The organism is Devosia sediminis (genome assembly GCF_016411825.1).
In the GTDB taxonomy this organism is placed as follows: domain Bacteria; phylum Pseudomonadota; class Alphaproteobacteria; order Rhizobiales; family Devosiaceae; genus Devosia; species Devosia sediminis.
In genome coordinates, this window is record NZ_JAEKMH010000001.1 from 445,131 (window position 1) to 467,987 (window position 22,857).

A 22,857-nucleotide genomic window follows, 5' to 3' on the forward strand; every position below is an offset into this window, starting at 1 on the left:
TGCATGGCTGCCAGTATGGTTAGCAATTGGTTCAAATTGTATCGACTGGCCTCTAGAGGCTGGCCCGGTAGAGTCCGACACGGATGCCGCCATGCAGAACTGGCGGCAGGGGTGGCTCGAAGCGGAGGCCGGTGGCCTGGGCGAGTTGCTTGTCGGCGGTGATGACGCCGACCCGCCAGCCGGCAAAGCGCGACTTCAGCACGGTGCCGAGGGTGCGGTGGACACCGATCAGCGGGCCCTTTTCGCCAATACGGGTGCCATAGGGCGGGTTGACGATGACGAGGCCCGTTGGGCCTTCGGGAGGCGTCAGATCCTCGATGGATTGCTGGGTGAAGGTCGTGAGATCGGCAACCCCGGCGCGGGTGGCATTTTCATTGGCCATGCGTATGGCGCCGGCATCACGGTCGGAGCCATGGAAGCGCTGTGCGGTCGAATTCGCGGTATTGGCGCCGCGGAGTTTTGACCAGGTGCCGGCGTCGAAGCCAGGCAATTGCTCGAAGGCGAAACTGCGCTCGCGGCCGGGAGCGAGGCCGCGGGCGATCTCGGCGGCCTCGATGACGAAGGTGCCGGAGCCACACATGGGATCGAGCACCGGTTCGGTGCCGGTATACCCGCATTGGCGGAGAAACATGGCCGCCATGGTTTCGCGCATCGGGGCCTTGGCTACGCCTTCCTTGAAGCCGCGCTTGTGGAGGCTCTCCCCGGTCGTGTCGATGCTGACGGTGACCAGATCGTCCTCGATCCGCACCATGATGCGCAGGGCAGCGTCTTCGGCGACGGGGGCGCCCAGCTCCTCGCGGATGGCCGTGGCGACGCGCTGTGCGGCGGCACCGTCATGATAGATGCGCGAGCGCTTGCAGCTCGCCTCCACATGGACCGGAATATCGGGGCGCAGAATCTCGGACCAAGGCAGCTTGCGGGCGCGCTTGTCGAGCTGGGCGAGGTGCATGGCCCGGAAGGATGCCACACGGGCGAGGACACGCGTGGCGCCGCGCAAAACCAGGTTGGCGCGCCAGACATCGGACCAGGTGCCGGCAAAGGTGACGCCACCATCGGAAACCGCGGCCTCGGCAAAACCTGCGGCGCGGGCCTCCTCGGCAAGAGGCGCTTCGAGGCCGGGCGTGGCAACGAGGAAGATGTCGAAGGCGGCGGGTGTGGTCATGGCGGAGGCTTAGCCCTGGCCAGCCGGGCTGGCAACGAAGAATCCGCCTGCAGAGGGTTACGCTCGCCGTCAACTGTGATTATATCGGCAAAAGGCGATGAAGTGTCGCCGCGCAAAATCCACATCAAGAGAGCTTCGCGATGACCGAATACGTGCCGCCCAAAGTCTGGACCTGGGACAAGGAAAACGGGGGCGCCTTCGCCAGCACCAACCGACCGATTGCCGGGGCCACGCACGAAAAGGCACTGCCGCGCGGCGAGCACAAGCTGCAACTGCACTCGCTGGCGACCCCCAACGGGCAGAAGGGCACCATTATGCTCGAAGAGCTGCTGGCGGCCGGACATGATGCGGAATACGACGCGTATCTGATCAATATCGGCAAGGGCGACCAGTTCGGTTCGGGCTTTGTCGAGATCAATCCCAATTCGAAAATTCCGGCCATGATCGACTTCGGGCCGGACAAGCCAATCCGGCTGTTCGAAAGCGGTTCTATCCTCGTCTATCTCGCCGACAAGTTCGACGCTTTCCTGTCGAAGGACTTGGCCAAGCGCGCCGAGACGATGAACTGGCTGTTCTGGCAGATGGGCAGCGCGCCCTTCGTCGGTGGCGGGTTCGGACACTTCTACGCTTACGCGCCCACAAAGATCGAATATGCGATCAACCGATATGCGATGGAATCCAAGCGCCAGCTCGACGTGCTGGACAGGCAGCTCGCCGAGCACGAGTACGTGTCGGGTAGCGACTACACCATTGCCGATATGGCGATCTTCCCCTGGTATGGCGGGCTGGTGCTGGGCCGCGCCTACAATGCTGCCGAGTTCCTCGATGTCGGCAGCTACAAGAATGTGATGCGCTGGGCCCAGCAGGTGGACGCACGCGAGCCGGTCAAGCGCGGCCGCTGTGTCAACGCCGCGAGTGGCCCGGAGGATGAGCATCTCTACGAGCGTCACTCTGCAGCCGATGTGGACAAGGTGCTGGCCGTGCGCAAAGAACGCGGCACGGTTTGACCCCACGAAATCCCCGCGAAAGCGGGGATTTTTGCTTCGGCCGGTCGAAATTGATCATGTTCGTTCGTCGTCTGAGCAGAACCCGATTGGAGGAACGGCTATGCGCTTCATGGCCCTGGTCTATTTCGAACCCGGCTCGATGGATCACCTGTCGGCGGAAGATTTCCGCCAACTCGACGACGCCACGATCGAGCACGACCGGATGCTGCGCCAGAGTGGACACCTGATCTTCGCCTCGCCGCTGGCCGGTATCGAAACAGCGCGCTCGCTGCGCGACGTCGATGGCGACCTCATTTCGGTCGATGGACCCTATGCCGAGAGCAAGGAAGTGGTTGGCGGCTTCCTGTTGCTCGAAGCACCAAGCCTCGATGCACTGACGCCGCTGTTCCGGAATGACCCCATCCTCAAGTATGGCCGGATGGAAATACGAGGACTGGTGGAGCATACGCATAGCGAAACGGGCGAGGGGCGGCCGGAATTATTACTTTGACGAAATAGACTGACGCGGCGCTACAGGCCAGATAAAGTCACTGCATGACCGCGTCTGCCAATTACTTTGTCTGGATTCTTATTGCCGTTGTCGCGGTAGCCGTGGCTGCGGCATTGCTCTGGTCGTTGGGGCGCCGCGCCAAGACGTTGATCGCACCGGTGGCTGGTCAGGCCACGCTGACTGATCGGCTGCAGCAAGCGAACGAGCAGCTTGCCGCGGTGATCTCGGCGGAAAATCAGGCTCTGCTTTCGGTGACGACGCTGCCGGACGATGTCGGCCCCCTGGAGGCCGAAGCCGCCTTGCGCGCGGCGACGCCGGACTGGTCGATGCATGATCGCCAGGTATTGATGCTGCAGGCCTGGGAAGTGCAGAGGCGCCCGCAGGCGCTTGCCGCCCTTGCGGGGCTTCCCCTGGCCAATCCCGAGAAAAGCTTTGGCTTGCTCACCGGCACCATCCTGCGCGCGCTGCGCGATGGCGGGCCCAGTTTGCTTGCGCAGATCGATGAGGCGATCAATGCGCATTTCATCGCCCTGGATACGATGATGAACGGGGGTGGTGTCGCCGTGGGTTTGGAACGGGCTGCAGAGCGGGTTCGGGCGGAAGCGCCCGATGTCGCGGCCGCGCTCGAGACGACTGTGCGGCGCATATGGCCGCGGTTGCGTGGCCGCCTGCTCGCTGTGCTGCGGATCAAGATAGAGGAATGGGAGGACCGGGAGCCGCTGGAACCGCGCGAGATGGCCGGGGCACTGGCGCAGTATTCCTGGCCGCGCATGCCCGAGCTGATGGCCGAAGTGCACATGGCGCTCGACCGGCACGACGGGCCGGAATGGGACCGCGCGCACCTCTGGTACGACAAGGCGGTGCTGCACCGCTACCATGACGTGGAAGGCGCGCTGGCCGGATTCAACAAAGATGCGGCCGTGGAGAGATTGGCCAGCGGCATCATGTCCGCCGACGCCGAGACGTCGCGCTTTGCGGCGGAAACCGCGGCGGACCTCCTCGGCGACTACTTCTTCGACGATCCACGGCAATTCGCCGCGCTGCAAGGCGCGCTGGATTGGGCGAGGGGTGTGCATGAGGTGACGCCCGACCATAAATGGCTGGCTGAACAGCTCGACCCGACCGAGGTCTCGGAGGCAAAGCTCAACGAGGCCGCGGCCGACCTGGCGCTCCATCAGACGGTTCGCGAGAGCGTGGCAGCCTTTGGCGCGACAACGGCAACGACCGATCCGGAGATCGCACTGGCGGAATTGCGCCAGCTTCTGCCTGATGCGCCCCGTGAGATGATCCGCGTAGCGCTGGTCGAAAGGTGGAAGGACAGCCGCTCGCCAGTCCATCTCACGGCGCTGGCGGGGCTGGCGCTGGAGGCCCTGGACGAGACGCGTGGCGGCAGCTCGGCCGCGCTTTGCCTTCATTGGCCGCTGCGGAATGGCTCGCCCGAACAGGTGTTGGCCATTATCGATGCGCTGGACAAGCGCTCGGAGCATCTGGAGGGCTCGGAGCATCTGGAGGACTGGATGCGCACACAGGACGGCGTGCGTGAACTTCGCCGGGCTTTCGCGCGAATATCGGACAGCGCAGGTGTCGGCACATCCGTGAAGGAATTCATGGAGTGGGTGGAAGCCCGCCACGTGCTGCTGCTGGGGGAAGCGATCGAGGCGCGCCTGGCCATGGAGGCCGACAAATCCGACGATGAAAGGGCCTTCCAGCTCGCTCTCGACCTCTACCGGCTTGCTTTGCCCAACGAGCCGGCACTGCTCTGGCCGGTACAGAAATTCATGCGCGACCGTGAGGCTTCAGCCGCGTGGCGGGAAGCCTTGCTGCATTTCGAGGCAATGCGGGCCAACTACTTTGCGGCGCATGGAGAGGCCGACCCCTACGAGCTCGATGACCTGGTCACCCTCTGGTGCGAAGCGCTGCGCGACGAGTCGGCAGACGTGGCGCGCCTGGCTGCCGCGCAGGCCGCGAAACTTGTGGGCAATGGCGTGGTCGAGAAGCCGGTCGACCTTGCTCGTCTGGACGAGAGGCTGACCTGGGCCGGGAACCTGCATCCCCTGCTGCCTGACAGTTTCCTTACCCTGCGAACGGCACTGGCCAAGGCAATGGGGAAGTCCTGATCAGGGATTGACGGAAATAATGCCCCATTGCGTCTCCTCGCAGGCGTCGTCGAGGCAGACATTGGTGATCCAGATGGCGCCATCGCCGATGCCCACCCCTTCACTGGTGACGATCAGGTCGGCGACATCCTGTTCCATCAGAGCCTGCTGTACCCCTGCGGTGAAGATGTTGTCGAAATCGTAGGCCAGGTCATCGGGCTGGGCGACTTCATAGGTCTCGCCATCGATGTTCACCGTGAGCGGGAAAAAGGCATATTGGCCGAATGTGACGGGGTCGCCGAACATGACGGCGTCCTGGAGGATCGAGAAGAGTTCGAAGAAGCCGTCAGCATTGCCATGGATGGATTCGATGCTGGCGTAGACGTCCTCTTCCGACTGGGCGAGGGCAGGCAGGGGTGTCGCGGCGAGCACGGTGCCGGACAACAGGACAAGCGCAAGGCGGGTGAACATCTGATCTCTCGCTGGGCCGCGGAAAGCGGTTCGCCATCAATGCCGGAATTTGCCCGACGGGCAAGGTGGCATGCGTCGAATACACCCGCTGTTAAGCCTAACCGGACCATTATGCCGCCTGGCGGAGCCGCGTTCCTGGCCCGCAAGCGTCATTTGTGTCCGAGTTCGAGTAAGCCCTATGCGTCTGATTATCGGTATTATCACCGTGTTCGCCTGTGTTTTCGGCGGTTATGCGGCGATGGGCGGGCATGTCGAAGTGCTCTGGCAACCCTTCGAATTCGTGATCATCCTCGGCGCGGCGATCGGCGCCTTCATCATCGCCAATGGTGGGCCGGTGCTCAAGGCCGTGCCATCCATGTTCGGCACGATGTTCAAGGGTCCGAAATACAACAAGACGGCCTACCTCGAACTGCTGGGCATGCAGTTCTCGATGTACAAGCTGATCCAGCAGAAGGGCATTCTGGGGATCGAGCCGCATATCGAAGACCCGCACAACTCTACCCTGTTCAATGCCTTCCCGACCTTCGCCAAGAACCACCACGCGGTCGAATTCGTGTGTGATTACATGCGCATGGTTACGATGGGGTCCAACAATGTGCATGAGATGGATGCACTGATGGACGAGGAACTGGAAACTCATCACCAGGAGCAGGAACGTCTGGTCTCGGCCATGCAGGCCATTGCCGACGGTACGCCGGCGCTGGGCATCGTGGCCGCCGTGCTCGGCGTGATCAAGACCATGGGCGCCATTTCCGAGCCACCGGAAGTGCTCGGCCACCTGATCGGCGGCGCGCTCGTCGGTACGTTCTTCGGCGTGTTCGTGGCCTATGGCTTCTTCGGTCCGATGGCCCAGTCGCTCAAGAGCACCTATGAGGCCGAGTCCAAGTATTTCCTGTCGCTCAAGGTCGGCCTGCTCGCCCATATCGGCGGGCAGCCGCCGGTGATGGCGATCGAATTTGCCCGCAAGGCGCTGATGAGCGAAGTGCGGCCGACTTTCGCCGAAGTGGAAGCCAGCACGGCCGCGCTGCCGGCCACGACCTGATCCCCGCCCTCAGACCAGACCGGTAAGCCAGAATGGCGAATTACGACCAGCCGATCATCATCAAGAAGGTCAAGAAGGCCGCCCATGGCCACCATGGTGGCGCCTGGAAAATCGCTTACGCCGACTTCGTGACGGCGATGATGGCCTTCTTCCTGCTCATGTGGCTGATCAGCATGACCACGCCCGAGCAGAAAGAGGGCCTCGCCAACTATTTTGCGCCGGCTGCGCTCAGCATGACGACCAGCGGCGCCGGCGGGGTCATGGGCGGCAATGCCATGGACAATTCGGGCAACCAGATGTCCGGCTCGTCGGCCGATATCGTCGAGGACAAGCCGGCATCGCCGCAGAGTTCGGACGAGGGCACGGTGGAGACCCATATCGGCGGCCCGGCGCGTGAGCAGGGCAGCGAGATGCAGGCCAGCAGCGACAGCGAATTCAACCTCAAGTCGATCGACGCCGAGGCCTTCCACAGCGCTGCAGCCAGCATCAAGCAGGCCTGGCAGTCGCTGCCGGAAGTCACGCCGTTCATGGACAATCTGCTGGTCGAGGAAACCGAAGAGGGCCTCGACATTCAGATCGTCGATCAGCAGGGACGGCCGATGTTCCCGGAAGGATCGAAATACCCGCTCGAGCATACGCGCGCAGCCATTGCGGCTATCGGACCGATCCTGCAGCAGCTCAATGCGCAGGTGACGATTTCGGGGCATACGGCGGCCGGCGGTCGCTACGACAATCCGCGCTATGGCCCGTGGGAGCTTTCGGCCGACCGCGCCAATGTGGTGCGCTCGATCCTCGGGGAATTCGGCATGAGCGACGACCGTTTCAAGGCCGTGGCCGGCCGGGCGACGGACGAGCCGTTCTTCCCCAACGACCCTTACATGTCGGCCAATGAGCGGGTCCGCATCACCGTGCTGCAGGCACCGCCGCCGGTGCCAGTCGGGCTGAAACCCTAGAGTTTGCCGGCGCCGCACAGGACGGCATTAACCCTGGCATCCGATGTGACCCCAAGGCCTCAGCGTTGGCGGGTTGCGGTAAGACCAGGTTAACCGCTGGCGGCGCGAAGTTATCCCAAGCGGGGCAGAAGCCTCCTGGGGGAAAAGCATGCGACTTGGCAATCTGGTTCTGGCCGCCCTGATGCTGGCGGCATCGAGCACGTCTGCGCTTGCCGAAGACTGGATCGCGGAACGCCTGCGCGGCAGTGTCATGCAGTTCGAAAATGGAAGCTGGGTGGCGCTCGAGCGCGGGGACGTCGTTCCGGACGGCCGCAAGATCCGCACCGCTGGCGATGGACGCCTGGAACTGGTGCGCGGCGCGGAACGCATCTCGCTCGACAGCAATACCGAAATCGCCGTTCGCGACGCGGGCGTCCAGAAGATGACAAGCGTGATCCAGACGTTGGGCAGCGTGACCATCGAGGCCGAGAGGCGCAACATCCAGCATTTTTCGGTGCAAACGCCGGTCCTGGCGGCGGTCGTCAAGGGCACACAGTTCACGGTGACCTATCGCAACGGGGTGGCACGGGTGGATGTCGATCGCGGCGTGGTACAGGTGCAGGATGGCGGCCACGACATGGTGGTGGACATCACCGCCGGCCAGTCGGCCGCGGCGAGCCAGTCGGCGCCGCTCGATGTCAGCGGTCCTGGGTCCGAGCGCGCGGTGTTCCTGATCGATGGCGAAGTGGTTCCTGCCCCGGCGCGCGAGGCGGTGCTGAGTGGCGCGCTTGATGCTGCAGATGCCCTGGAGGCGACGAAAAACAGAACTGTGCCTCGCGACACCGCCGAGACACGAGACACCAGCCCGGCCAATGACAGCGGCAGTAGCGGTGACACCGGCAGCAGCACGTCTACCGGGGGTGGCATGACCAATTCCGGGAGTGGCAACGGGAATGCCGGTGGGAATGGCAACGGTCACGCCGGCGACAATGGGAATGGCAATTCTGGTGGAAGCGGCAACTCGGAGACCGGACACAGCAATGGCGGTGGAAACGGAAACTCAGGTGGCAACGGCAATTCCGGCAACGGAAATGGCAATGCAAATTCTGGTCCGGGCAACAACAATGCCGGCGGGAACGGAAATGGGAATTCCGGCGGCAACGGCCATCGCAACAGCAATGCTGTGGGCAATGGCAATTCAGGCAATGGCAATGGGGTGAATGTCGGTGTGGACCTGGGTGTCGTCGCGGTCGACGTCGGCATAGGTGGCGGCAACGGTTTGAGGCTGGGCCTAGGCCTCGGCTACTAACCCCACTTGCGATGCGGATCCTCGAGCAGGCGGGCCGACAGCTCCTCGCTCGAGATCGGTGGGCTGAAATAATAGCCCTGGCCATAGGTGCAGCCCATGGCCTCGAGGCGGGCAGCGCAGGCCGCGTCCTCGACGCCCTCGGCGATCGTCAGCTTTTCCAGCGAGGTCGACAGCCGGATCATGGCGGCGAGGAGATCAAGGTCCGCCTGCGTAGTGCGACCGCGCACGAAGCTCTGGTCGATCTTGACGGTCTCGAAGGGCAGCTCCCTGAAGTAGCTGAGCGACGCATAGCCGGTACCAAAGTCATCGATGGAGACGCGTAGGCCGAGCGTCTGCAAATGCCGGATATCGGCGCGGACTTGCGCCGGATCGGCGACGCGCTCGCTCTCGGTGATTTCGAGCTCGAGTCGATGGGCGGGAAGTCCGGACCGGCGCAAGGCGGCCTCTATGGTGGCGACAAAGCCATCGTGCTGGAACTGGATCGGCGAAATATTGACTGCGACCGTGATGGGGGAAGGCCAGAGCGTGGCGAGGCGGCAGGCCTCCCACAGGATCCAGCGGCCAAGATCGACGATGAGGCCGGTTTCTTCCGCCAGGGAAATGAATTCAACTGGAGAGATGGGACCCAGTTCGGGGTGGTTCCAGCGCACCAGGGTTTCCGCGCCGACGATCTCCCGGGACTTCAGATCGACCTGCGGCTGAAAAACCAGGTGCAACTGGTTGCGGTTCAGCGCCTGTCGCAGGTCGCGGTCGAGCCGTCGATGCCGGTCCATGACTGCTTGGTCGCCCGGATCGAAGCCGCGAACCGCCACGCGCTCGGCGCGGGCCTGGATCACCGCGGTTTCAGCGCGATTGAGCAAGTCGCCGCGACTGGTCTCCCCGGCGGCATAGCCGGCAATGATGTCGACATGCAGCCTGTTGCCATCGACGGAGTAACTGCCTGAGAGCGTGCGGATGAGCTGGCGGGCGGCGGCAGCCAGCCGGCTGCTGTCGCCGTGGTCGCGGTCGGCGAGGGCAAAGCCGGCCGGCGCCGTGCGGGCGACTTCGGGGAAGCCTGAATGGAGCAGACGATGCGCGATCTGTGCGAGAAGGCGCTCGACGAGTTCGTGCCCAAGGGTAGCGCGCATCTCGTCCATGGCCTGGACGTACAGCACGATCATCATGCGCGGTGCAGCCTCGGCAGGCAGGTCGACGAGCCCCTGCCGGGAAAGAAGGCCGGTGGCGGGATCGTGCGTCGCCAGATAGCGGAGGCGCTCCTGAGCAGCGCGGCGGGCGAGCAGATGATGGTAGCCATTGTCGGCCAGAGCCAGGCCGAGCAGGACGAGCAGCCCGGCATGCAGGCTTGCCGTCGAGACGATGAGATGCGCGGCGCCATAGGCAAACAGCGCCAGCGCCTCCCCGACGATCGACACGCCGACGAGGAGGACGACGACCACCGGCATTTTCAGGCGGTGGCGGTAGATCAAGAGGGCCGCGGCCAGTGCCAGCGTGACGAGAAAGCCCGGCAGAAGACCCAAGTTGGTAAGAATTCGCCCGGACTTGAGTGTTTCAAGCGCCATGGCCTGGAGCACCGGGCCTGGCACCACGCCGTAGCGCGGCACGGTGAAAAAGTCGCGCAGCTCGATGGCGCTGGCCCCGACGATAACCTGGCGCCCAGATAGCAGCGCGGGATCGACCCGCCCATAGAGCACGTCGGTGAAGCCGAAGCGCGGAATGCCGGCCATCTCGATGCTGAAATCGACCTCCAGCACGTCGGGGAGATCGCGATCGAGCCGTGCGAGCGCGACGGCAAGGGCGGGGATGGCAGTTTCTCCATCCATGGCGGCGATCGGCAGGCCGTGGGCACGGCCGGTCAGAGGATCGAGCAGGACGTTGACGAGGACAGGATCGGCAGCAGCGGCGAATTGGGGCAGCGGCCGGGAAAACGCCACATCGCCATCGGCCTGGAGCTGCGCGAAGGAGGCCAGCCAAGCATAGCCGCCGGCCTGTTCGAGGGCGGCGGTGAAGAGGGCGTCTCCGAACGGCTCGCTGGCACTGGAAAAGTCGATGTCGAAGGCGACGTCATCGACGCCTGCATCCATCAGCTTGTCCAGCAGGCTCGCGTAAAGCGATCTCGGCCAGGGCCAGACACCGATTTCGCCGAGGCTCTTGCTGTCGATCTGGATGACGACTGTGTCACCGCTGGCCGGAACGGTGTTGAGGCCAAGCCGCCAGTCGAGAATGCGGTTGTCGAGGGAGGCGAGCACACCGGCGAGAGCGAGCGCCAGCAACAGCAGCATTGCCGCCGCCGTCGTGCTCCACCGGATCAGTTGCCGCACCTGCGTTTTTCCCACCTCTGCAGGGTAGGGCAGAGAGGCTGATACGGCGTTAAGACGCTGATTAAAGGTGGAGCTTGAAGCCCTCGTGGGTCATTTCGAAGCCGAGCTTGCGGTAGAAGCGATGTGCGTCGAGACGGATCTTGTTGGAGGTCAGTTGCACCATGCCGCAGCCGGCGACGCGGGCCTGCTCGATGGCCCAGAGCACCATTTCACTGCCCAGACCATTGCCGCGCTGGTCGGCGCGGATATGCACGTTTTCGAGGATGGCGCGCTTCATGCCGAAGCGGGAAAGGCCAGGGACTGTGCTGATCTGCAGCGTGCCGACGACTTCGCCATTCCGCTCGGCGACGATCAACCGTTCGCGCGGATCGGCGGTGATCTCGTCGAAGGCGGCGCGATAGCGGGGATCGCTCAGCGTGGCGCGGTCGAGCGGTGGCGTGTCGGCGCCACGGGCGTCACCGGAATGGCCGAGTTCGAGGATGGTGGCGATATCGTCGGGCGTGGCATCCCGGAAGGACAGGGCGGACATTCAGGGTTTTCTCGGTGCGATGAGTCGCGCCAAGCCTAGCACGCCGAGCGCCAGCACGGCCGGGCCAATGGCCAGGATAGAGCCCGCGGCCCAGAGAGCGCCGGTGGCCGCCCAGAGAATGGAGGAGAAAGCCTCGCTAAGGGTCGCGGCGCGCGACGCGACCTGGCGTCGACGGAACATGGAGCGCTTGGCAGTGACGCGGAACCAGAGCTGAATGGCGGTGGAGGCCGAGGCGGCGACAAAGGCGCAGACCGCGGTGATGGCAGCCATGGGCGACGAGGCAATGGCCAGCAGCAGAAGCAGCGGGGCCAGCACGGCGGCGATGACCGAGAGAACGGCCTCGATCTTGGCGCGCAGGATGGTGGATGGTGTGAGGGGCGCGGTGGCGACCAGATCATGCGCATCCTCGCCGGAGATGGCGAGCCAGGCGAGACCACCTGCCAATTGCCCGCAGGCCATGACGAGTACGGGAACGATGACGATGAACATACCGTCGCCCGCGCCGGAGCCGTAATTTATCCAGAGCAGGAGGGCCGGCGGCACCAGGTAAAGAAGCTGCATCAGCGTCTGCGAGACCAGCCAGGGATCGCGCATGAGCAGTTTCCACTCCTTGCGGCGGAGGGCTTGGCGCTGGGTGGTCGGTGAGAAGGTGCGGGTCGAGGCGCGGCGCCGGCTGCCGACGCGGTCGAGTCCGGCGGTGGAAATTGCCAGGCTGCCATAACTGGGCGCGATCAGGGCGACCGTGGCAGCGAAAATGCTGAGGGCGAGGACCACCATGACGAGGGCCGGAACGGGGTCGCCAAGGGCGGCACGCGCCGGCAGCCATAGGAGGCTGGTGACGTCGGGAGCACCGGCAATCACCGCATCGGACTGGAGAATGTCCATGCGGGAGAAGCCGCCATGAGTGAGGATGGCTGCGGCCTGGATGCCGATGACGAAGCCTGCGCCGACAATGCCGGCGATGATCTGGGCAATGAGGCGGGTGCGTCGGGGACCAACGACGCGGAAGAGAAGGCGGGTGATCGCCATGGCAATGGCAACGGAAAGCGCAGCCAGCGCCGCCAGCACCAGGAAGGCGGAAAGCCAGCGCGGCCCATCCTGGATGGCGAGGGCAAGGACGAGGGGCGAGATCAGCAGCGCGCCGAGGGCCGCGGTGCTGACGAAAACGGCGCCGGCGCGGACGGCAAAGAGGCGATCGCTGGAGGTCGGCGAGGAGAGAATGAGATCAAGATCGGAACGGCCGTAATAGACGCGAGTCACGGCCTCGAGTGCCTGGGACAGGGTGACCGTCCAGAACAGGAGACCGGTGCCCGATATGAGCACCAGCGTTTCCTTGTCGAGCACCACGCCGGCTTCGACCCAGGGCCGAATGGCGAACCAGGCGATCACCGCCATCAAGCCATAGACGAGAGCGCCGCCAACGACCCAACCAACAAGGCGCACACGGCGACCGCCGGTCATCATGGCGAGGGTGTCGCGCCAAGCGAGGCGGAATTCGTGCGCCGCGAGCCAGGGCAGGGAAGCGGGCGCGAAACTCACGCCGCGTCCTCGGCAGAGGACTGGCCCTGGGCGACGAGATCGAGGAAGATTTCCTCTAGAGTGGTTTCGCGGCCGATGCGGGCGCGCAGTTGCGCGAGCGTCCCTTCGGCGATTAGGCGGCCGTCAGCGATGACGCCGATGCGCTCGGCCATGCGTTCGGCAACTTCGAGGATATGCGTGGTCATGATGACGGTGACGCCCGATGCGGTGCGCTGGCGCAGCACGTCCTTGACTTGGCGCGCCGAGCCGGCGTCGAGGCCTGTCAGCGGTTCGTCGAGGATGATGAGATCGGGATCGTGGACCAGGGCGCCAGCGAGCGCCACCTTTTGCAGCATACCCTTGGAAAAGCCGCCGCAGAGTTCGTTGGCATGGGGTGCGAGGTCAAGCCAGTCGATGAGCTCGTGGGCGGAGGCCTTGGCGCGGACGGGCTCGACCTGCCAGAGGCCGGCGACGAAATCGAGATATTCGAGCGGGGTCAGGCGGTCGTACACCATGGGCTCGTCGGAGACCCAGGCCATGCGACGTTTGGCCGCCACGGGATCGGCTAGGGCATCGACGCCCAGAACCGTGATCGAGCCGGCGTCAGGGCGCAAGAGGCCCGCAACCATGCGCAGAATGGTGGTCTTGCCCGCGCCATTCGGCCCCAACAGGGCGTAAAACTCACCCGGACGGATGGTGAGGTCGACGCCCCTGACGACCGGACGCTCGAAACTCTTGGTGAGGCCGGAGAGGGCGAGGGCGGAGGTGGGCATGGAAAATCCGGATCGGAGGACTGGCGAAACACTAGTGGGCAGGAGTTTCGCGGCGGTTTATCGGCAGTGTTAAGATTTGCTGCTGCCCGGCTGGCGCAGGGAAGGTGTGCGGGGGCCACGATTGCCGGACTCGAACTGACATTTTAGTTGTTCGCCAATGGCGTAGCACTGCCTTGTCGGAGATTTCATTGTCTATCCCTATCCAGCCGGCGGCGAGCCCGCTCGCGACCAAACTGGCCATCTTCGCCATGGCCATCGGCTCGTTTGCCATCGGTACGGGCGAATTCGCCATCATGGGCCTCCTGCCCAATCTCGCGGGTGACCTGCAAATCACCGAGCCGGAGGCGGGCCATGTGATCAGCGCCTATGCGCTGGGCGTGGTGGTGGGGGCTCCGGTCATTGCTGTCCTCTTCGCGCGCTTTGCCCGCAAGCCGATGGTCATATCGCTGATGGCGCTGTTTGCGCTGGGCAATTTTGGTAGTGCCATGGCGCCGGATTACTGGTCGCTGATGGCCCTGCGCTTCGTATCGGGCCTGCCGCATGGCGCCTATTTCGGCATTGCCGCGCTGATCGCTGCTTCCATGGTGGACCACGGCTACCGCGCTCGCGCGGTGGGTCGAGTAATGCTGGGCTTGACGCTGGCGACGCTGATCGGCATGCCGGTCGCTACTTGGATGGGGCAGGGCGTTGGCTGGCGGCCGACCTTTGCGGTGGTCGGCGGCATCGCCACGGTGGCTGCGGTCATGGTGCTGCGATTCGTTCCGCTCATTGCAGTCAGCGAAGGGGCGAGCCCCTTGCGAGAGCTGGGGGCGCTGAAGCGTCCACAGGTGTGGCTGACGCTTGGCATCTGCGCCATCGGCTGCGGCGGCATGTTCTCGGTCTTCACCTATGTGGTGCCGATGCTGACCGAGGTGACCGGCATTGCCACTGGCTGGGTGCCGGCGGTGCTGGCGCTGTTCGGCGTCGGCATGACGCTGGGCAATGTCATCGGTGCAAGGATGGCTGACCGGGCGCTGATGCCAACCATTGGCGGCATGCTGGTGTTCAATATCGTCAGCCTCGGGGCGGTGCCGTTCCTCGCCCTCTACTGGCCGACCGCGGCGCTCAGTGTGTTGATGGTCGGGTTCACCGTGGCCATCGGTACCGCATTGCAGACGCGGTTGATGGACGTGGCGGCCGACGGCCAGACGCTGGCCGCCTCGCTCAACCATGCGGCCTTCAACATCGCCAATGCGCTGGGTGCGCTGCTGGGCGGTGCGGCGATCGCCGCCGGCTATGGCTGGACGTCCACCGGGCCGGTCGGAGCGCTAATGGCGGTGGGTGGCGTGGTGCTGTTCGCTTGGTCGGTGTGGCTGGAGCGGCGGGATCGGGATGCGCCCAATGACGGCGTGCCAATGGCAGCCTGAGAAAACGAAACGGCCGCTCCTGGAGCGGCCGTCTTGCATTTGGCTCACGCCTCGATCAGGCGACGGTGAGCTTGACGTCGACATTGCCGCGGGTGGCGTTGGAATAGGGGCAGACCTGGTGGGCCTTGTGCACGAGGTCCTCGGCCTGAGCCTTGTCGAAGCCGGGCAAGGTCACCTTGAGTTCAACGGCGATGTTGAAGCCCTTGCCGCCCTCATTGGCGTTTTCGCCGAAGGACACCGACGCATCGATGGTAGCCTCATCGGGGATCTTCACCTTTTCGCCGCGCGCGACGGCCTTCAGCGCGCCGAGGAAGCAGGCGGAATAGCCGGCAGCGAAAAGCTGCTCGGGATTGGTGCCGGGGCCGTCATTGCCACCCATGGCTGCCGGGGTGTCCAGCGTGACCTCGAGACGACCGTCATCGGTCTTGCTGGTGCCGGTGCGGCCACCGGTGGTGTGGGCATGCGCGGTGTAAACGGCTGACTTGATGGTCATCTGTCGATGCTCCTTGCTTGGAATAGTCATTAGATAGTGCACAATTCAATTGTGTGCAATAGAATTTATGTGTTAGTTTCGAGTGGTGATCCGGAGGTATGCGATGGCCGAAAAGCCGATGCCGACAATCGACCAGATGCTGTGTTTCGCCGTTTACTCGGCGGGCCATGCCTTTACGCGGTTCTACAAGCCGCGGCTCGATGCGCTGGACCTGACCTACCCGCAATACCTGGTGTTCCTCGTCCTATGGGAACGGGATGATCTCACGGTCAAAGCGCTGGGGGATAGATTGTTCCTCGATTCCGGCACGATTACGCCGCTGGTCAAACGGCTGGAGGCACGAGGGCTGGTCGCCCGCAAGCGCGACGAGGACGATGAACGGCAGGTTCGCATCAGATTGACGGATGCGGGGCGGGCGCTCAAGGCCAAGGCCGAGGCCATCCCGCTGGCGGTGGCGAAAGGCACGGGCCTCTCCCTTGAAGGCGCCGAAGCCCTGCGTCTGGAGCTTCTGGCGCTGCGGGAGCGGCTGGATGGGGTGGAGCATGATCAGCGCAGGCCGACCGCATCGACCTGACCGGATGAGCAGTCGCTATCGGTCGGGTCGGCGGCAAGGAGCAGCCGGACGAAATCATCGGGACCGGTGATTTCGCCGGTGAGGTTGATCTGCAGTTCGCTGATGAGAATGCGGTTGCCGTCCTCCACACAGGACAGCGAAACGCGTTCCCCGGCACCCGCGCCGAAGCTGGCATCGAAGGCTGCGCGGACCTGGGCAAGGGTGATCCGCCTGCCGATATTGCCGGCGAAAAGCTCGGCCACCTCGGACGTGTTGAGCGCCAGCATCAGATCGAGGGAGTCGGCGATGTAGTCGCGCTGGTCCCCATTGTAGCAGGTGCCGTGCTTGATCCATTCGTGGCGGTCGAGGCCTGACCGGCTGCCGGGCATGACCTCGTCGAGGTCTCGACGCTGCGCGATGGTGAGGTCGAGCATGGGCAAATCTAGCCAGCGGCCGTCGCGGCTCGCCCAGATGTCGCGCTCCGAAACGCCGCAATATTCGGCGCTGCGCGGTTGCGGCCAGAGGCCGTGAAGGGTGAAATTGCTGGCCTCGAAACTGTCGGGCCGCTGGTTGCGGCACTCAGTCTTGCCGGGAGCCGTTTCGCAGAAGGCGGGCTGCCAGTTGACGGCGAAGACATATTGCGTGCCGCGATACGCCGGCGGGGCGGCTTTGGTATTGTCGGCCTGGTCGATGGGGCGATCGGTCGTGCCGCATTCGAGGGCAACCCAGCGCCGCTCCGGCTCGGCGCCCGGAATGACGAGCATTACATGGCTCGCCGGGGTCTTGTTGGCGGCGACCAAGTCATAAGTCGCACCCTGCTCGAGGGCGACATTGCCGGGATTGGTTTGCCGGCTGATGGACTGAAGCGCGGGACAGGCCGCGCTTGCCGTAAAGCTCCCGGAGAGCGGAACTTCGGCCAAAGCGGGCACACTGACGAGCCAGAGGGCGCCTGCAATAAACTTGATATTTCGCAAGGAATTAGCTCCTCCGGCTCGATCAACTCTCACGCGCCGGAGGAACCGGCGGCGTTTTGCTTCATTCATTTGGCACTAACACAGGAGGCAGAATTGGAACCAGATCGTGAAACCGTAATCGTCGACCGTGGTAGCGGCAGCGGTGTCGGCATGCTGGTCGGCATCGTGCTGATCGTGGCGCTGTTAGCCATCGGCTACCTCGTCTTCTTCAACAATGACGGCTCGACCGGCGGCACCGTGGATGTCGATGTCCCCGCCGTGAGCGTTGATGTCGTGCCCGACGGGCAGTGATCCAACGCTGAAATGAAAAGGGCGCCCTTGCGGGGCGCCCTTTCGTTTGCGCGGTTCAGAGCGCGATGCGGTAGATGCCGAAGCCTTCGGCATTAGTCTCGCCGGTCGCCTCGATGCTGACGGCCGTCACGTCAGCGACCTTGTCGGCAGCCTTGGGACCGGTGGCGAAAAGCACGGTGGTGTCGCCGATCGGGGCGAGGGACCAGTTGCTGTCGGCCTTGGGATCGATCGTGCCGTTCTCGATAATGTAGCGAACAATGATGTCGCGGTTGGTATCGGGACCGATGAAGACGATCTTTTCGGCATTGATGCCCGGGAAGGAGCCGCCGCCGCCGGCACGGTAATTGTTCGTTGCGACGATGAATTCCTGGGCGGGATCGATGGGCTCACCGTTGTACTGAAGATCGACGATGCGGCTGGCATCGGCGTTTTCCAGGGCGCCGCCATCGGCAGCGTATTTGGAGGGCTGGGTGAGGTCGATCTTATAGGTCACCCCGTCGATGACGTCGAAATTGTAGGACGGGAAGGCCGGATTGATGAGTTCGGCGTCGGTGGCGCCGGCCTCGACCTGGTTGAAGATGCCGGCCGACCGCTCCAGCCATTCCTTGACATCGGCGCCCGTGATTTTCACCGCCTGGATGGTGTTGGGATAGAGGTAGAGATCGGCGACATTCTTGATGGCGACCGGGCCGACGGGGACGTCGGTATAGTATTCCGGACCGCCGCGGCCGCCGGACTTGAAGGGGGCGCCGGCCGAGAGGATCGGCAGGCCTTCCCACTCGGTGCCCTTCATCATCTGCTCGATGTACCAGGACTGGGCCTGGGTCACGATCTGAATGGAGGGGTCATCGGCCACAAGGGCGAAGTAGGAGTGGAGCGGAGCAGAGGTCTCGCCGACCGGGCGACGGATATAGTCGAGCGTTTCCTTGTGTTCCGTTTCGACTGACGCTTCGACCTCGGGGACCGACTCGACGGTGGGGACGTTCTTGTTATCGACACGTTCGACGATGGGGCGGGCTTCCGAGGTATGGGAGACCACAGTCCAGTTGCCGTCCGCATCGACTTCGAGCAGCAGGTCGACGAGGCCCATATGCGAGCCCCAGAAGCCGGGCATGACGGCCGGCTTGCCATTGAGCGTGCCGGCGGCGATGTCGACGCCTTCGATGCCCTCATAGTTCGGGCCGGGAAAGACCAGGTGATGGTGGCCGGTGAGGACAACATCGATGCCTTCGACGGCTGCGAGCTGCAGCGAGGCGTTTTCCATGCCGGGGACGTGCTCGCCGCCCTCGATGCCGGAATGGGAGAGGGCGACGATGATCTGGGCGCCTTCTTCGCGCATTTTCGGCACATAGGCCTGGGCCGTTTCGACGATGTCGCGGACCACGACCTTGCCGGTCAGGTGGGTGGCGTCCCAGGTCAGGATCTGCGGCGGCAGGAAGCCGATAACGCCGATCTTGATGGTGTGGGTGGCGCCCGACCCGTCGGTCAGTTCCTTTTCGAAGATGCGGTAGGGCTCGATATAGGTCTCGTCGGACAGGGCATCGGCACCCAGTTCGGCACCGCGCACCAGATTGGCCGAGACGAAGGGGAAGTTGGCGCCTTCGAGCGCCCGGTCGAGGAATTCGAGACCGTAGTTGAATTCGTGATTGCCCAGGGTCGCGGCGTCGTAGCCCAACGTATTGAGGGCAGCGACGGCCGGGTGGATGTCACCCTGGTTGAGGCCCTTTTCATAGGCCATGTAGTCGCCCATGGGGTTGCCCTGAATCAGGTCGCCATTGTCGAACAGCACGGCATTGCCGGCTTCGGCGCGGATCTCCTCGATGATGGCGGCGGTGCGCGCCAGACCCATCGTGTCGTTGGGCGCGTCGGCATAATAGTCATAGGGAAGAATGGCGACGTGGATATCGGTCGTCTCGATGATGCGCAGATGGGCCTGGTTGGCTTGGGCCAGCACCGCGAATGGGTGCATGGCGACCATGGCGCCAACGCTGGCCGAACCGGCCAGGAAGCTGCGCCGGGAAATGCTCGGGAAGAAATTCATGATCGTCTCCAACTGAGTGCCTCAAGGCCGGGGGCGTGCTCCCGGACTGCCGGTTTTCGACCGGTTCTTGGCGCTCCCCGTGTCGATCGGGAGCAGAGCGTGCATGCCCGGTTCTGGTGACGGGCGCATGACGGCTGGAGGGGGACGCTAGGGAATTTTTACCGGCTGGTCAATTTATGACAGTTTGATGACACGGCATGGCGTTATGCCGGATGGCGGTGACGCCTCCGGGTCTGCGTGTTCGATGGAGCCCCGAGACAACTTCCGCCTCCTGAGGTTTGGATTGGTGAGATGCAAGAGGTCTCGGAGCGTCGGGATTTCCGGCCGATGAGCCAATCGAGCGCAGCTCGCATTGGCCTTCTTCCTTCCAATCGCTCCACTGGAGCGATTGGCCCCGCGGGACAGGGCGAAGGGTTTCACCAGGGAGGACATTGCTGCCCCAACCCATCCCCGGACCCAGGCTCCGTAACGATTCAGAGCCCACCCGACTGTCACCGGACGGTTGATCGTTGCAACTCCATCTTTGCCCGGTTGATGCGGGAGTATGAGGGAAGATGCAGGGGCGGGGATAAGTTTGTGGGGTCGGCTTAGAACCCGCTGCGTGGGCACCCCCACCTAGCTTCGCTATGGCCTGAAGGCCAAGCTGCGCTACCTCCCCCGTCAAGGGGGAGGTGACAGATCGAGTTTGTCGGAAGGCTTGTGCAAACACCGATTGGCTCCTCCCCCTACTCCAGGGGGAGGTTGGGTGGGGGTGTTTACCGGGGTCAGCCCTGCACCAGCTTCGGATCCACCAAGGCGCCCTTGTGGCCGATGACGATGCCGGCGGTGCGGTGGGCGGCTTCGGCGGCTTCGCGGAGGGATTTTCCGTTGAGGCGGGCAGAGAGGTAGGCGCCGTTGAAACTGTCGCCGGCGCCGGTGGCGTCGACAACCTTGGCGCCGGAGGGCGGGGCGACGCGGACGCGCTCGTGGGCGGTGGCGATCAGGGCTTCCTTGCTGCCGTCCTTGACCACGACTTCCTCGACGCCGAGTTCAAGGTAGCGGTCGGCGGTGTCGTCGACACTCTTGTCGCCGAAGAGCGGGGCTTCGTCGGTATGGGTCGGCAGGACGATGTCGCAAAGGCTGGCGGCGGCAGTGAGCACGCCGGCCATGACTCGGGGCGATGACCAAAGCGCGGGACGGAGGTTGGTGTCGAAGGCAATGCGGGCGCCATTGTCGCGCGCCTTGACGATGGCGCCGAGCAGGCGGCCGCGGGCGCGGGGTGCGAGAATGGCGAGGGTGATGCCGGAGAAATAGACAAGCTCGGCGCCTTCGACGGCCTTGGCGAGGGCCTGCTTGTCGTCGGCGAGCAACTTGGCAGCGGAGGTGTCGCGCCAATAGGTGAAATGACGGTCGCCCTTTTCCTGATGGATCATGTAGAGCCCGGGGCGACGATTGGGGATGGTCTGGATGTGGCCGGTGCCGATGCCGTTGTCGTCGAGGAAGGCGCGGATGTCGTTGGAGTAGCGGTCTGCGCCGAGGGCGGTGACATAGTCGACGGACCAATCCTGGCCGAGCAGGGCGCGCAGGTACCAGGCGGAATTGAGCGTGTCGCCGGCATAGCCGAGACGGTAGGAGCGATCCTCGCCACCGCTCATCTCGATCATGCATTCCCCGATGGACACGATGCGCTTGGTCACACTTTGCTCCTCTTCCCGATGGCTTCGTTTAGCACAGGGTTGCCGGCGCGAAAGGGCGAACCGCTATTTCCCTGCGAGGCGAAACGGAGATTCCTACTTTCGTGGGAATGACCCGATGGATAGGAGTGGGTTCAGAGCACTATTCGAACTTCCATACAAGATTGGAAATCACTATGGTGCCGCCAAATCACGCCGGAGCATTTGATGACGCGCCTCAACAAGAACAGCCTTGCCTCGCTTGCCAAGGGCACGGTCGTGCCAGGTTACGACCGGAGCAAGGTCACGCCGGGCATCGTGCATCTGGGCATTGGCGCCTTTCATCGCGCGCATATGGCTGTCTATGTGGACGACCTGCTGGCCAGGGACCCAAGCTGGGGCATTGTCGGGGCGAGCCTCCGGCGGCCGGACACCAAGGAGGCGCTGGAGCCGCAGGACGGGCTCTACACGATTGCCGTGCGCGATGCGGAGGGGACGCATCCGCGCGTGATCGGCTCGATCCTCTCGGTGATGGACGCCAATACCGAGCGCGAGGAATTGCTGGCGCTGATGGCCGACCCCGCTATCCGCATCGTCTCGCTGACGGTGACCGAGAAGGGCTATTGCTATGCGCCGGCGACGGGCGAGCTCGACCAGGGTCACGTCGATATCGTCCATGACCTTGCCCATCCGACGACGCCGAAATCGGCGCCGGGCATGCTGGTGGAGGCGCTGGCGCGGCGCAAGGCGGCCGGCGTGGCACCGTTCACCGTGATGAGCTGTGACAACCTTCCCAATAATGGCGAGACGGCCAAGCGCATCGTGACCAAGTTCGCGTCCCTGCGCGACGGTGCGCTGGGCGAGTGGGTGCAGCAGGTGGCTTTCCCCTCGACCATGGTGGACCGCATCGTGCCGTCCACGACTGATGCCGACCGGGCGGAAGTGGCGGGGCTGATCGGGGCGGAGGACGCCTGGCCGATCATGACCGAACCCTTCACCCAGTGGGTGATCGAGGACCAATTCCCGTCCGGTCGGCCGGCTTTCGAGACGGTCGGGGCGCAGTTGGTTAAGGATGTCGAGCCGTTCGAGCACATGAAGCTCCGCATGCTCAATGGCTCGCATTCGACCATGGCCTATACAGGGTATCTCGGGGGCTACGAGTACATTGCCGAAGTCATGGGCGACCCGGCCTATGTGAAGCTGGTGCATGGGCTGATGACCGAAGAGGCCATGCCGACGCTGGATATGCCCGGCACGGATCTGGGGGCCTATCGCGACCAGTTGCTGGACCGGTTCCGCAATCCGGCGCTCAAGCACCGGACCTGGCAGATCGCCATGGATGGATCGCAGAAGCTGCCGCAACGGCTGCTCGGCACGATCCGCGATCGTCTGAAGGCAGGGCAGGGTATCGAGCGCCTGGCGCTCGGGGTGGCAGCGTGGATGCGCTATGTCACCGGCGTGGCCGAAGATGGCAGCGAGATCGACGTGCGCGACCCGCATGCGCTGAGAATGATGGCGACTGCCGCCGATGCCGGGGACAACCCGGAGGCGCTGTTCGAGGGCCTCGTGTCGCTGACCGAAGTGTTCGGCACGGACCTTGCGGGGAATGCGGTGTTCCGGAAAGCTGTGGTGGGGCACCTGGAGAGCCTCTTCGACGAGGGCGCGCGGGCGACTGTCAAGAAGGTTGCGGGATAGGTTGCGGCCCCCCGCCTAGCCGCCCCTTACGGAAAGGGGAGGGACATATCGCGTGCTAGACGGCACCCGCGTGGAACCCGTTCCCGGTAAAGGCACTTACTGCTA

General features: G+C 64.1%; 19 protein-coding genes and 1 pseudogene. 10 read left to right on the forward strand and 10 right to left on the reverse strand.

Annotated features, from left to right (window positions below):
• Nucleotides 1-52: 52 nt before the first annotated feature.
• Entirely contained in the window at nt 53-1,162 is a 1,110-nt protein-coding gene (locus JEQ47_RS02325) for a THUMP domain-containing class I SAM-dependent RNA methyltransferase (protein ID WP_198874777.1), read from the reverse strand.
• A gap of 140 nt (nt 1,163-1,302) precedes the next feature.
• On the opposite strand from JEQ47_RS02325, the gene yghU reads away from it, so the two are divergent.
• The 3 genes from yghU (at nt 1,303) to JEQ47_RS02340 (ending at nt 4,776) form a co-directional block, all read left to right on the forward strand.
• Nucleotides 1,303-2,169 (forward strand): glutathione-dependent disulfide-bond oxidoreductase, encoded by an 867-nt coding sequence (gene yghU / locus JEQ47_RS02330; RefSeq protein ID WP_198874778.1) that lies wholly within the window; start codon nt 1,303-1,305, stop codon nt 2,167-2,169.
• 100 nt (nt 2,170-2,269) lie between these two features.
• On the forward strand, nt 2,270-2,659 hold the full coding sequence (locus tag JEQ47_RS02335; protein WP_198874779.1) for a YciI family protein: 390 nt from the start codon (nt 2,270-2,272) through the stop codon (nt 2,657-2,659).
• Nucleotides 2,660-2,703: 44 nt separating this feature from the next.
• Nucleotides 2,704-4,776 (forward strand): hypothetical protein, encoded by a 2,073-nt coding sequence (locus JEQ47_RS02340; protein ID WP_198874780.1) that lies wholly within the window; start codon nt 2,704-2,706, stop codon nt 4,774-4,776.
• Here JEQ47_RS02340 and JEQ47_RS02345 read toward each other — a convergent pair whose 3' ends face one another.
• Nucleotides 4,777-5,226, reverse strand: a complete 450-nt coding sequence (locus JEQ47_RS02345; RefSeq protein WP_198874781.1) for a hypothetical protein — start codon at nt 5,224-5,226, stop codon at nt 4,777-4,779.
• A 178-nt stretch (nt 5,227-5,404) separates the two neighbouring features.
• Between JEQ47_RS02345 and motA the strand changes: the two genes are divergently transcribed.
• From motA to JEQ47_RS02360, 3 genes are all read left to right on the forward strand, one after another.
• The gene (motA, locus tag JEQ47_RS02350; protein ID WP_198874782.1) at nt 5,405-6,268 is read left to right on the forward strand and encodes a flagellar motor stator protein MotA; all 864 of its coding nucleotides are present in this window, start codon (nt 5,405-5,407) and stop codon (nt 6,266-6,268) included.
• A gap of 32 nt (nt 6,269-6,300) precedes the next feature.
• Entirely contained in the window at nt 6,301-7,221 is a 921-nt protein-coding gene (locus JEQ47_RS02355; RefSeq protein ID WP_198874783.1) for a flagellar motor protein MotB, read from the forward strand.
• Between the two features lie 148 nt (nt 7,222-7,369).
• The gene (locus JEQ47_RS02360) at nt 7,370-8,509 is read left to right on the forward strand and encodes a FecR domain-containing protein (protein ID WP_198874784.1); all 1,140 of its coding nucleotides are present in this window, start codon (nt 7,370-7,372) and stop codon (nt 8,507-8,509) included.
• Here JEQ47_RS02360 and JEQ47_RS02365 read toward each other — a convergent pair.
• The 4 genes and pseudogenes from JEQ47_RS02365 to JEQ47_RS02380 form a co-directional block, all read right to left on the reverse strand.
• Nucleotides 8,506-10,827: a putative bifunctional diguanylate cyclase/phosphodiesterase gene (locus JEQ47_RS02365; protein WP_198874785.1), complete on the reverse strand. Its 2,322-nt coding sequence runs from the start codon at nt 10,825-10,827 to the stop codon at nt 8,506-8,508. The two genes, JEQ47_RS02360 and JEQ47_RS02365, sit on opposite strands and share 4 nt — an antisense overlap.
• Before the next feature lie 61 nt (nt 10,828-10,888).
• On the reverse strand, nt 10,889-11,356 hold the full coding sequence (locus tag JEQ47_RS02370; RefSeq protein WP_198874786.1) for a GNAT family N-acetyltransferase: 468 nt from the start codon (nt 11,354-11,356) through the stop codon (nt 10,889-10,891).
• A complete protein-coding gene (locus tag JEQ47_RS02375) occupies nt 11,357-12,895 on the reverse strand; it encodes a permease (RefSeq protein ID WP_198874787.1) in 1,539 nt (512 codons plus the stop codon).
• A pseudogene (locus JEQ47_RS02380) lies at nt 12,892-13,575 on the reverse strand (ABC transporter ATP-binding protein); the annotation flags it as partial. The gene JEQ47_RS02375 and the pseudogene JEQ47_RS02380, both read right to left, overlap by 4 nt.
• A gap of 260 nt (nt 13,576-13,835) precedes the next feature.
• Here JEQ47_RS02380 and JEQ47_RS02385 point away from each other — a divergent pair.
• A complete protein-coding gene (locus JEQ47_RS02385; RefSeq protein ID WP_236020623.1) occupies nt 13,836-15,053 on the forward strand; it encodes an MFS transporter in 1,218 nt (405 codons plus the stop codon).
• 55 nt (nt 15,054-15,108) lie between these two features.
• On the opposite strand, the gene JEQ47_RS02390 is transcribed toward JEQ47_RS02385, so the two are convergent.
• The gene (locus JEQ47_RS02390; RefSeq protein ID WP_198874789.1) at nt 15,109-15,546 is read right to left on the reverse strand and encodes an organic hydroperoxide resistance protein; all 438 of its coding nucleotides are present in this window, start codon (nt 15,544-15,546) and stop codon (nt 15,109-15,111) included.
• Between the two features lie 103 nt (nt 15,547-15,649).
• On the opposite strand from JEQ47_RS02390, the gene JEQ47_RS02395 reads away from it, so the two are divergent.
• Nucleotides 15,650-16,120: a MarR family winged helix-turn-helix transcriptional regulator gene (locus tag JEQ47_RS02395; RefSeq protein ID WP_198874790.1), complete on the forward strand. Its 471-nt coding sequence runs from the start codon at nt 15,650-15,652 to the stop codon at nt 16,118-16,120.
• On the opposite strand, the gene JEQ47_RS02400 is transcribed toward JEQ47_RS02395, so the two are convergent.
• Nucleotides 16,093-17,073 carry a ribonuclease T2 family protein gene (locus JEQ47_RS02400; protein ID WP_236020624.1) on the reverse strand — a complete coding sequence of 327 codons (981 nt, stop codon included), beginning with the start codon at nt 17,071-17,073 and terminating at the stop codon, nt 16,093-16,095. The genes JEQ47_RS02395 and JEQ47_RS02400 overlap by 28 nt on opposite strands.
• A 93-nt stretch (nt 17,074-17,166) precedes the next feature.
• Here JEQ47_RS02400 and JEQ47_RS02405 point away from each other — a divergent pair, with 93 nt between their 5' ends.
• Nucleotides 17,167-17,364: a hypothetical protein gene (locus JEQ47_RS02405; protein ID WP_198874792.1), complete on the forward strand. Its 198-nt coding sequence runs from the start codon at nt 17,167-17,169 to the stop codon at nt 17,362-17,364.
• A 55-nt stretch (nt 17,365-17,419) separates the two neighbouring features.
• Here JEQ47_RS02405 and JEQ47_RS02410 read toward each other — a convergent pair whose 3' ends face one another.
• Together JEQ47_RS02410 and JEQ47_RS02415 are read right to left on the reverse strand one after the other, a co-directional pair.
• On the reverse strand, nt 17,420-19,405 hold the full coding sequence (locus JEQ47_RS02410; protein ID WP_198874793.1) for a bifunctional 2',3'-cyclic-nucleotide 2'-phosphodiesterase/3'-nucleotidase: 1,986 nt from the start codon (nt 19,403-19,405) through the stop codon (nt 17,420-17,422).
• A gap of 764 nt (nt 19,406-20,169) precedes the next feature.
• A complete protein-coding gene (locus JEQ47_RS02415; RefSeq protein WP_198874794.1) occupies nt 20,170-21,081 on the reverse strand; it encodes a sugar kinase in 912 nt (303 codons plus the stop codon).
• 204 nt (nt 21,082-21,285) lie between these two features.
• On the opposite strand from JEQ47_RS02415, the gene JEQ47_RS02420 reads away from it, so the two are divergent.
• A complete protein-coding gene (locus JEQ47_RS02420; protein ID WP_198874795.1) occupies nt 21,286-22,752 on the forward strand; it encodes a mannitol dehydrogenase family protein in 1,467 nt (488 codons plus the stop codon).
• Nucleotides 22,753-22,857: the final 105 nt, after the last annotated feature.

Coding starts and splice junctions, on each gene's coding strand:
- JEQ47_RS02360 (WP_198874784.1), top strand. CDS start 7,370: ATGCGACTTGGCAATCTGGTTCTGGCCGCCCTGATGCTGGCGGCATCG.
- JEQ47_RS02395 (WP_198874790.1), top strand. CDS start 15,650: ATGGCCGAAAAGCCGATGCCGACAATCGACCAGATGCTGTGTTTCGCC.
- JEQ47_RS02325 (WP_198874777.1), bottom strand. CDS start 1,162: ATGACCACACCCGCCGCCTTCGACATCTTCCTCGTTGCCACGCCCGGC.
- JEQ47_RS02370 (WP_198874786.1), bottom strand. CDS start 11,356: ATGTCCGCCCTGTCCTTCCGGGATGCCACGCCCGACGATATCGCCACC.
- motA (WP_198874782.1), top strand. CDS start 5,405: ATGCGTCTGATTATCGGTATTATCACCGTGTTCGCCTGTGTTTTCGGC.
- JEQ47_RS02335 (WP_198874779.1), top strand. CDS start 2,270: ATGCGCTTCATGGCCCTGGTCTATTTCGAACCCGGCTCGATGGATCAC.
- JEQ47_RS02410 (WP_198874793.1), bottom strand. CDS start 19,405: ATGAATTTCTTCCCGAGCATTTCCCGGCGCAGCTTCCTGGCCGGTTCG.
- JEQ47_RS02420 (WP_198874795.1), top strand. CDS start 21,286: ATGACGCGCCTCAACAAGAACAGCCTTGCCTCGCTTGCCAAGGGCACG.
- JEQ47_RS02340 (WP_198874780.1), top strand. CDS start 2,704: ATGACCGCGTCTGCCAATTACTTTGTCTGGATTCTTATTGCCGTTGTC.
- JEQ47_RS02345 (WP_198874781.1), bottom strand. CDS start 5,226: ATGTTCACCCGCCTTGCGCTTGTCCTGTTGTCCGGCACCGTGCTCGCC.
- JEQ47_RS02355 (WP_198874783.1), top strand. CDS start 6,301: ATGGCGAATTACGACCAGCCGATCATCATCAAGAAGGTCAAGAAGGCC.
- JEQ47_RS02390 (WP_198874789.1), bottom strand. CDS start 15,546: ATGACCATCAAGTCAGCCGTTTACACCGCGCATGCCCACACCACCGGT.
- yghU (WP_198874778.1), top strand. CDS start 1,303: ATGACCGAATACGTGCCGCCCAAAGTCTGGACCTGGGACAAGGAAAAC.